Below are 7,881 nucleotides of genomic sequence, written 5' to 3' on the forward strand. Positions count from 1 at the left end.
CGGTCCATCTCACGGAACGGGTCAGTGCGCATCAACATCTGGACAACACCTCCGGTCGGCTCAGGCAGTGGACTGCCAATGCGCTTCAACGTGCCCCCGTTCTACCATGTCATCGAAACGATGACAAGCGAGATGTCATCCACTCGACGACGGAGTGGTGGGTCATGATCGGGGGGTTCGCTGACGTCCTCAGCGGGCCCCTCAGTGGGACCGCCCGGCTCCGCGCGCGATGCGACTGCGCCCCTTCTGTCGAACGATGACCGGATGGATGGCGCCAACGCCGTTCGGTGTGACGACGGCGCGGTCTCGCTTCCGAGGACCGCGCCGTGTGATCGCCTCCTGGGCCGCCCGTGCCGGCCGGGTCAGCCCTGCTTGATCGCGGAGATGTCGAACTCCAGAACGACCTTATCGCCGACCAAGACGCCCCCGCCTTCCAGAGCCGCGTTCCAAGTGACGCCGAACTCCTTGCGGGAGATCGTCACCGACCCTTCCAGGCCGACCCGCAGGTTGCCGTAGGGGTCGACGGCGTTGCCGGTGTACTCGAAATCGATGCTGACCGGCTTGGTCGTGTCCTTGATGGTCAGGTCGCCGGTGACGCGGTATTCGGTGTCGGATTTCGCCTCGACGGAGGTGGTGCGGAAGGTGATGTCGGGAAAGTTCGGAGCGTCCAGGAAGTCGTTGGTGCGCAGGTGCTGGTCGCGCTGCTCCACACCGGTGTCGATGCTCTCGGTCTTGATGACCACGCGGCCGGTGGACTTGGACGGGTCGACGCCGTCCAGATGTGCGGTGCCCTCGAACTGGTGGAAGGCGCCGCGGACCTTGGTGACCATGGCGTGGCGCGCGACGAATCCGATGCGGGTGTGGGTCGGGTCGAGGACGTAGTCCCCTGTGAGCTCGGGAATCGAGACGGTCATGGGTAATTGCCTCCGTGGGGTCACGATCCCGACGATGGGCCGTCCGAACCGTTCCCACACACGCTAAGGGGCCCACGGCCCCCAACCCGGCCGAACGCGCGAGGCCGCTGGGGAGTGCACCCTGACCGGTGACACCGGGGCACCGCCTTGCCGTCCTCACTCGCGGCAGCTTTCAGGGCGTGGGTCCCTCCCCCGCGGCCACCGGCACCCGCAGCGCTGTGTCCTCTCCTACCCTGCCTTCCGGGCTCCTTCTGGGATGGATCCGCGGCGCCATTCGGTGTTGGTGTGGGCGGTCCATCGTCGGACCGCGCGGCGTAGGACCCGGGCACCGGTGCAACCGGCCCGGTCCGCGACGGCGCCGAGGGGTAGGTCGGTGGTGCGCAGCATGTGGAGCCCGCGGGTGCGGCGGGCGGCTTTGAGTTCGGCGCTGCAGGTGGTGCCGTGGGTCTCCAACCGTCGTCGGAGGGTCCGGGTGCTCATTGCGAGGCGTCGGGCGATCGTGCGCAGGTCGGGGAGGTCCGGGCCGTTCGACCCCGGCATGAGCCGGAACTCGTCGAGCCCTCGACGGGGGTCTTCCAGGAGATCGACGAGAACGACAAGGAGCACTTCACCGGGACTGACTGCCCGCAGTCGGCAGACCGCTGCCGAAGTGGTGAGGCCACGGCCCAACAACCGTGCTCGCCCAAGGTCGAAACCCCGGCGAAGAGGGACTACATCTTCCTGAGCTACTACTGGTTCACTACGGTCCGAGGCGACGCCGCGGCCTGCACCACCGGAATGTACCGACCACCACATGCTGCGCGGCGCGGCCGCCTGGGAACACTGAGCGGCAGGCGGGCGGTGTTTTCTCGAGCCGTCAGACGCCACAGGAGATCACCGCCCGTCCCACCATGCCGACAGAACGGCAGCGCACCGTAGACCTTCAAACGACTGACCAAGCAGAGACCAGGCCGCCGGGGTCACCCGCCGTGCGTACGTTCCCGGGGCTGGTTCTGTGCTCCCGTGGGACGTGGCGGGAGCGACAGGGCTTGACAGGAGCCGAACAGGAGTCGCTCTTCCCCCGTGCCCGGCACTGACCTCGCGGCCCCGGGGACCTGCCCGCGCGGCCTTCCATGTCCCCGTCGTCGGCGCCGCCCGGGGTCCGCTCGGGGTCGACGGGGTGCCCACGGGGACCGACCCCGGGGACCCGACGCGATCGGCCGGGGAGGGCGGATTCACGAGTGCGGCCACTGCCTGGGAACGAACTCGCGAGATGCCCGCTGACGCATCGCGGCCGGAGTGGTCGAGAGCTTCGGACGGAGATCGGGTTCAACGGAGAGCGTAAGGGTAGGCGACGGCCACCTGCTGGACCCGATGGCGAAAGGCAACCACCCATGCTGATGGCTCACCCGGCCGTGCTCCCCGGCCTCGTCGACCGCTACTGGGCACTGTCCGTCCTGGACGCCGCGGAAGGCTCTCCCGTGCGCGGGGAGATCAGGGACGTCGAGCGGGCGCTCTGCGTGGCCACCGGCACGACGGACGTGCACGCTGCCCTGATCGCCGCCCGCCACCACCTGCCTGGCACGGGTGTCCTCGACGACTCCGTACTCGTCACCGACCGATCAGTCGGCCGTCAGCCGGGCTGACCGCCCTCACGCGTCCGGAGGCGAGATGAGATGCGTGAGGTTCCCGGACGGGGCCGGCCTGCCGGCGAGTGTTCGGCGTGGACCGCCGGCGGACGGAGTCCGGCCTCCAACTGCCTGCTGCGCATGGAAGGACACTCGGGTGGACGTGAACGGGCGCCAGAGCAGTCCGTGGGGTGGCGGGAGACCAGCCCCGGGGGGCGGCAAAAGCTTTTCCGACCTGCCTCTTTGGCCCGCTCGGGCGTGCCCGGACGCGGCACCTTCCCGGGCCGGGGACGCCTATAAGGGGGCGAGAAGCGGGAAGGTTGACCGTGAACGGCCGTGCTGCGACCAAAGGAGGAGGCTATGACGGAGACGGGTCCGTTCGTCGTGTTCGCGAACTTCCTCTCGGATCTCGCTGTGGATCTCAACGAGGGGGAGATCCTGACGACGTGGGCCCAGCAAGCGCCGCGGAAGGCGTGGCTACTTCGGCCGGGGGACGTGTTGGTCACTCCCGTGCCCCTGAGCCGGCAGTTCCTGCGTTACGTGTACGGCCTCACGGGGGTGGCCCCGGAATCGGTCGCGATCATCGAGGTGCCTCCCGCCGGAGCCGTTCCGCTGGCGTGGGCGGTGCGCGCGGCAGGCCTCCTCGACCGCGTCCGGGCGCTCGCCGGTGACCGGGGTGCGGCAATGCTGCCGACGGCGTTGGACGCGTCGGCGATCGCGTTCGCCCGGGACGTCGGAATCACGGTCCACCCGTACCCGACCCTCGAGGCCGCCGAGGCCGCCCTGAAGACGACCATGCTGCTCAACACGAAGTCCGGGTTCCGCGAGGCGGCCGAGCAGCTGGGCTTGCGGCTGCCCGCAGGGCGGGTATGCCGGCGTCCGCAGGTGGACGGCATGGTGCGAGAGCTCCTGAGGGACGACGAAGGTGTCGTGGTGAAGCCCGACCGGTCGGCCGGAGGACACGGGATGCGCTTCGTCTCCCGCGACGAGCTCGGGGTCGGGGCCCTGCCCCTCGACCCGGTCGGTGGGCCCGACGGCCTGTGGGTGGTGGAGAGGTGCCTCGACGTGTCCCAGTCGGCCAGTGTCCAGCTGGAAGTCTCCGCCTCCGGTACGCGCGCGCTGTTCAGCGGTGCGATGCGCACGGTCCAGGGCTCCTTCACGGGATACGTCTCCCCGCTGTCGCCGTCCGACGCGCACGTGGCAGCCGAGCTGGAGGAATGGGGGAAGGCCCTGGGCCGTCACCTGGCCGACCACGGCTACGCCGGGCCGTTCGGGCTCGACGCGCTGGTGGACACCGAAGATGTCACGTACGCGACTGAGAGCAACATCCGTCGTACGGCCACCACCACCCCACATGCCATGGTCACCCGGCTGACCGCGGGATCGGCCAACGCGCACCCGGTGTGGTCGTTGTCGAGGGGCCGGACACGAACACTTCTGGACTTCGACGGGGCGCTGACGCGGCTACGCGATTCCCACCTGGCGTTCGACCCGGGTCGCGGCGAGGGCGTGATCCTGTACGCGGACGCGCCGCCCGACGGCCGTTCCTGGCGGTACGCGGTGACCGCCAGGAGTGCAAGGGACCTGGCGGAGCAGGAAACCGCGTTGGCGGCGGTCCTCGAATTCGAAGTCGGCTGAGCAGAAGGGCGCCGGTTCCTCCGTGCTGTGTGGATGCGGCGGCCGGCGTCGTGCCGCGGGACCTCAGGAGACGAGACGCAGGGGCCGGTCGCCGACGGCCAAACGGCGGATGTGCCTTCCAGGCGGACGCGCCGAGGCCGGTTCGAGTGATGGGGCCGACGTGCTCCGTCGAGGCGGTGATCAGCGGACAGAGCTCACGCTCGACCACACGCGAGCGCGCGGCCGCCAGGCGCCGTCGAGGTGGCTCTACCGGGACGGTCGTCTCCAGACGGAGCAGGGCTGGGGCTGGTCCCACCGCCCGGTGAACCTCGTCCGGCGGGAGGCGTGGCGGTGGGATCCTTTACGAGGATGTGCCTGAGTCCGTCATGATCGATCCGCCCGTGCACGGGTGGTGCCGCTGCAGCCTGAACCGGCGCAACGGCGGATGCAGGCCGCTGAGCGGGGCGACGGCCCCGTTCCTTCACGGCGCTCCGGGGGACTCGGGAGCGCCGCGCCGTTCCCGGTCATCGGCTGGTGGGATGCCTGAGCAAGTGGTGTGGACGAACGGAGACCCGACCGCCCTCCCCGGACGTACGCGTGCGAAGGCTTCCGACGGTGCCGCCGTGGACCGCAACGAGCCGGAAGCAGGCGCCCTGCCGGTCCTGGCCGGCCACCAGCAGGCCCCGGGCGGTACCGGGCTCCACCCCGAGGAACCCTGAGCGGGGCCCAGCGCGACCCTTTGACCGCGGAGCGACTGAGGAGCCGCACCCCGATGCGGGCCCGGATCCCGGAACGTCCGCGCCCGCCGGCAGACCTCTTCGGAACGGGACCGGTCGTCAGCCGCCCGCCCGGACCTCGCGCGGAGTACGTTGGGAGTACCGGGAGCACCTCGTACACCCGCCGCCACGCGGACGTCGTTCCCGGCGCTCACGAAGCCGGGGCGCCCCGGGCGCCCCGGAGACGGGTCCCGGGTCCCATGACCAGCAGCACCTCCACACCCGGCCGGGCGCGCCTGGCGCTCACCCCGACCCCCTCCCCTGCCGGGGTGCCGGACGGCGCCTGGTGGCCGTACTCACGTGACCTCGCCGTGGAACTGCCGCTCTTGGTGGCCGCGTTGCGGGATCGCATCGGCCGCGTGACGCGCGTCACCACGAATCCCGCCCCTTGGTCCGCAGCGCCGCACACCCTCTCCACAGGGGGAGACACCGTGCACATGGGCTGGCTCTCCGGTCAGGATGTGGACACGATGGTCCTGTTCTCCTACACCCTGGGCCGATGCGACCTGCTCGTGATTCCCCCCGGCACGGAATACGCCTCGGTGACACGGCTGATGGTGGCCGCGTCCGCGCCCGGCAACCTCCGCCCCAGCGGGGTCCTGATGTCGGACGAGGAATCCGCGCGCCGCCGACGGCGCGAGGTGAAGGCCGGCGAGGACGTCTGGGAGACGGAGGGCGGGCCCTCCCCACGCCCCCCACTGCGGCCCCGCCCCGTGAGCGGAGCACGCATGATCTACCTGCCGCGCGGCGGCCGACACCGGACCTGACCCGCTCCCCCTGGGCCAGGAACGACCACTGACCGGGGAGTCCTCGGACGGCGGGCGGGCGGCGTCCCCGCGAGTTCGGCAGGCCGAGGGGGAAAGACGGAGACGGTTGGAACCCCTGTTTGCGCCGGCTCGGGTCCGGGCCGGTCAGCTCCGGCGAGCGAGGAGCGTGGTCATGCCCGTCGGACCTTCGCGGCCCGCTCCGGGGGAGCCGCTGGAGTTCTCGCAGGACCGGACATCGAAGAAGGAGCCCACGTTTCCTCATGCCCTTTCACCGCTCCCGCCCCACCGGCCGCACCCCGGCCCCACCCCCGGACGCCGCCCGGAGGTCAGGGATGCACGACCGGATCGTGGCGTTGACCGAAGAGGCCGATGGGCAAGCCCGTACCGGTTCCTGGGCACTGGGCCCGGAGGACCGTGCGTTGGCGGCCCGAGCGGCCGCAGGGCTCGCCGACGCGGTCGGCCCCGCGGCTCGACAGGAACGCCTGCCCGTCATCGAACGGCTCGAGCACCTGCGCGAGGCCCTCGCCGTCCTGGCGGGAGCGACCGCCCGCACCCACGGACACCTGGCATGGTTCCTCGCCCGAGCCGGCACCGCCCTGACCCCGGTCCTGTACTGGCGGGCCCTGGCGGCCGAGCCCGGCCGTTCCTTCGGAACCGTCCTGCCCCGACCCGAAGAAATCGCCGACGCGGAGAACGCCCTCCGCCTCCTCGTTGGATTCCTGACCGCCACCGGCACCGGAACCTGGGCCACGGCATGATGCGCCGGGCACGCGAGCAGGCACGGTAACGGTGCGTTGCCGATCGCCGCATCCACGAAGCACCCCGTACCCGAAGCACAAGTGGAGGGGGAAACCCATTCGAGCAATTCGTCAGGATGTGGCAGGTGACCATGTCGGATCCCGGCTCCCGGCAAGCGCATGACCAGCATGACCTGACCACCGGCGCCGTGGCACGGCGGCTGGGTGTTTCCCCGACCACGGTGCGTTCGTGGGATCGCCGGTACGGGATCGGACCGGCGGTGCACTTGGGCGGGCGGCACCGGCGGTGGAGCTCCTCGGACGTGGCGGTGTTGGAGGAGATGTGCCGCTTGACCACGTCCGGGGTACCGCCAGCCGAAGCGGCGCGCTTGGCGCGCGCCCGGCGGGAAAAGGGAGTCGGGACGACGCTCCGCTCGGGCCGGGCCGGATCCGAAGCGCTTCCTCGGGAGGACCGGTCAGCACCTGGGCCTGCCGAGCCGGAGAACAAGAACCCTGGCGGAGGGCTGCCGCTGGGCCGCGAGGTGCGCCGGGAGTGCCGGGGTCTGGCCCAGGCGGCGCTGCGGCTGGACGGCCCCGCCATGGCCACTCTGCTCGACCGGGCGGTACGCGCCTACGGCGTGGTCGTAGCCTGGGAGCAGGTGATGGGCCCGGTGCTGCAGGCCGCGGGGAGCAAGTGGGAGTCCTCCCCCGAGCGATACATCGAGGTCGAGCATCTACTGTCCTGGCACGTCTCCACCGCTCTGCGCCGATCTGCCACCGGTACCGCACCCGATACCGGGGCCGTGGTGGTCCTCGCCTGCGTCCCCGGGGAACGGCACACCCTTCCCCTGGAAGCGTTGGCCGCGGCATTGGCCGAGGACGGCGTGCGGGCCCGCATGCTGGGTGCCTCCGTCCCGATGTCGGCCGTGGAACGGGCAGTGCGACGATCGGACCCGTGTGCCGTGGCGCTGTGGTCGCAGACGTCCGTCCTTGCCGGTTTCCGTGCCGGCCGGCTCGCTCGGGAACCGGCGACTCCGCCGGAGGGTCATCGCGGGCCGCTGGTCCTGCTCGGGGGTCCCGGTTGGCTCGCCAGCGACCCTCCGCCGGGCACGGCACGCCCCGCGGGGCTACGGGAAGCCCTCAGCCTGGTCCTCCGGGCGTCCCGGCCGGAGGGGGCGTACGGACGAACGACCTGAGAGGTCGTGCGGTTGGTGGCCCAGGCAGGGCACTTCCACGACTCATGTGCCGGGGTGGACGATGCCGGCGCGGAGGCGTTGCAGCCCTCGGCGGGCGTGGCTCTTCACCGTCCCCAGCGGCAAGCCGGTACGAGCGGCGACTTGCGCTTGGGTCAGGTCCGCGAGGTAGACGAGTTCCAGGACGTCGCGCTGGGCGCGGGGTAGCCGGTGCAGCTCCTGGGCAAGAACGATCCCGTCGAGGACGTGTGCGAGACCGTCGTCGCGGTC

General features: G+C 71.1%; 9 protein-coding genes. 6 read left to right on the forward strand and 3 right to left on the reverse strand.

Annotated elements, in window-relative coordinates; all coding sequences use genetic code 11:
* Positions 1-362 precede the first annotated feature (362 nt).
* Both ABTZ17_RS35120 and ABTZ17_RS35125 read right to left on the reverse strand, forming a co-directional pair.
* Entirely contained in the window at positions 363-914 is a 552-nt protein-coding gene (locus ABTZ17_RS35120; protein WP_352199869.1) for a YceI family protein, read from the reverse strand.
* Positions 915-1,142: 228 nt separating this feature from the next.
* Positions 1,143-1,520: a helix-turn-helix domain-containing protein gene (locus ABTZ17_RS35125; protein ID WP_352199870.1), complete on the reverse strand. Its 378-nt coding sequence runs from the start codon at positions 1,518-1,520 to the stop codon at positions 1,143-1,145.
* A 767-nt stretch (positions 1,521-2,287) separates the two neighbouring features.
* On the opposite strand from ABTZ17_RS35125, the gene ABTZ17_RS35130 reads away from it, so the two are divergent.
* From ABTZ17_RS35130 to ABTZ17_RS37000, 6 genes are all read left to right on the forward strand, one after another.
* On the forward strand, positions 2,288-2,539 hold the full coding sequence (locus tag ABTZ17_RS35130; RefSeq protein ID WP_352199871.1) for a DUF5133 domain-containing protein: 252 nt from the start codon (positions 2,288-2,290) through the stop codon (positions 2,537-2,539).
* A gap of 366 nt (positions 2,540-2,905) precedes the next feature.
* On the forward strand, positions 2,906-4,159 hold the full coding sequence (locus ABTZ17_RS35135; protein WP_352199872.1) for a preATP grasp domain-containing protein: 1,254 nt from the start codon (positions 2,906-2,908) through the stop codon (positions 4,157-4,159).
* Positions 4,160-4,677: 518 nt separating this feature from the next.
* Positions 4,678-4,857 carry a hypothetical protein gene (locus tag ABTZ17_RS35140; RefSeq protein ID WP_352199873.1) on the forward strand — a complete coding sequence of 60 codons (180 nt, stop codon included), beginning with the start codon at positions 4,678-4,680 and terminating at the stop codon, positions 4,855-4,857.
* A 257-nt stretch (positions 4,858-5,114) separates the two neighbouring features.
* Positions 5,115-5,681: a DUF5994 family protein gene (locus tag ABTZ17_RS35145; RefSeq protein WP_352199874.1), complete on the forward strand. Its 567-nt coding sequence runs from the start codon at positions 5,115-5,117 to the stop codon at positions 5,679-5,681.
* 332 nt (positions 5,682-6,013) lie between these two features.
* Positions 6,014-6,439 (forward strand): hypothetical protein, encoded by a 426-nt coding sequence (locus tag ABTZ17_RS35150; protein WP_352199875.1) that lies wholly within the window; start codon positions 6,014-6,016, stop codon positions 6,437-6,439.
* A gap of 131 nt (positions 6,440-6,570) precedes the next feature.
* Positions 6,571-7,614 carry a MerR family transcriptional regulator gene (locus ABTZ17_RS37000; protein WP_502994969.1) on the forward strand — a complete coding sequence of 348 codons (1,044 nt, stop codon included), beginning with the start codon at positions 6,571-6,573 and terminating at the stop codon, positions 7,612-7,614.
* A gap of 42 nt (positions 7,615-7,656) precedes the next feature.
* Here the strand turns inward: ABTZ17_RS37000 and ABTZ17_RS35165 are convergent.
* Positions 7,657-7,881: sigma factor-like helix-turn-helix DNA-binding protein (locus tag ABTZ17_RS35165; protein WP_352199876.1), on the reverse strand; the 225-nt coding region annotated here is incomplete at its 5' end.

It is taken from the genome of Streptomyces sp. NPDC097619 (assembly GCF_040302735.1).
Classification (GTDB): domain Bacteria; phylum Actinomycetota; class Actinomycetes; order Streptomycetales; family Streptomycetaceae; genus Streptomyces.